Genomic DNA, 937 nt, shown 5'->3' with positions numbered 1-937 from the left:
ACTGTACATGAAAAACAAAGTAGAAGTGAATAACCCGCTCATTCAATTGAAGCGAAGCGAATCGTTGTTACGCCAACTGCTGCAAAGTCTTGGATATCATTTGCCTATTGTTGCTTCCGTTGTTTTTATCAATCCTGAGTTCACCTTGTACCATGCACCTCTTCATCTCCCATTTATTTTTCCAACACAACTTAACCGCTATTTTAGAAAACTTAATAACCTGCAATCAAAGCTCAGTCGCAAACACAAGGATCTAGCCAATCAATTGTTTTCGCTTCATTGTGAAGAAGCTCCTTATAGGCAGCTGCCATCTTATGATTTTGACAGGCTGAGGAAGGGAATTACTTGTGCAAAGTGCGACTCATTTTCCATAAATGTAGAAGGAAAAAACGTTAATTGCCAGGAATGTGGGCACGAAGAAGGAATTGCAGCTGCAATAATGCGTAATGTTGAGGAATTTAAGTTTCTATTTCCAGATCGGAAAATAACTACAAATTCAATTTATGAATGGTGTAAAATCATAGAATCTAAAAAGAAAATTAAAAGAGTTTTAGATAAAAATTTAAAAACGGTTGGAGCCCGCCGATGGTACCATTATCAATAAAAAGGATTTTGCTTCTAACATAGAGGCACGATCCCCGACACAAGAAAATTTTTGCTAATAAAGCGCTGCTAAAAGACAAAAATTCGTCATGGATCCGGAAAAGTGTCCAATAGGACGCGTCTAAAAGACAATAATAGAGCTCTGAACCGGAAAAGTGTCCAATAGGGCGGTTCTAAAAGCCAAAAATGGAGGTCCAAGTAGAAAAAGTGTCTAATAGAGCGGTTCTAAAAGCCAAAAATGGAGGTCCAAGTAGAAAAAGTGTCTAATAGGGCGGTTCTAAAAGCCAAAAATGGAGGTCCGAGTAGAAAAAGTGTCCAATAGGGTGAGTCTAAA

1 protein-coding gene is annotated in these 937 nt (G+C 38.1%); it reads left to right on the top strand.

The genetic code is table 11. The annotated features are described in order from the left end of the window. On the top strand, positions 1-604 hold a 604-nt coding region (locus tag WD019_RS21660), incomplete at its 5' end, for an NERD domain-containing protein (protein ID WP_425712813.1). Between the last annotated feature and the right edge of the window lie 333 nt (positions 605-937).

The sequence above is a fragment of the Fictibacillus sp. Mic-4 genome (genome assembly GCF_049843615.1).
GTDB lineage: Bacteria > Bacillota > Bacilli > Bacillales > Fictibacillaceae > Fictibacillus_A > Fictibacillus_A gelatini.
This window is presented reverse-complemented; position numbering and strand designations above follow the sequence as displayed.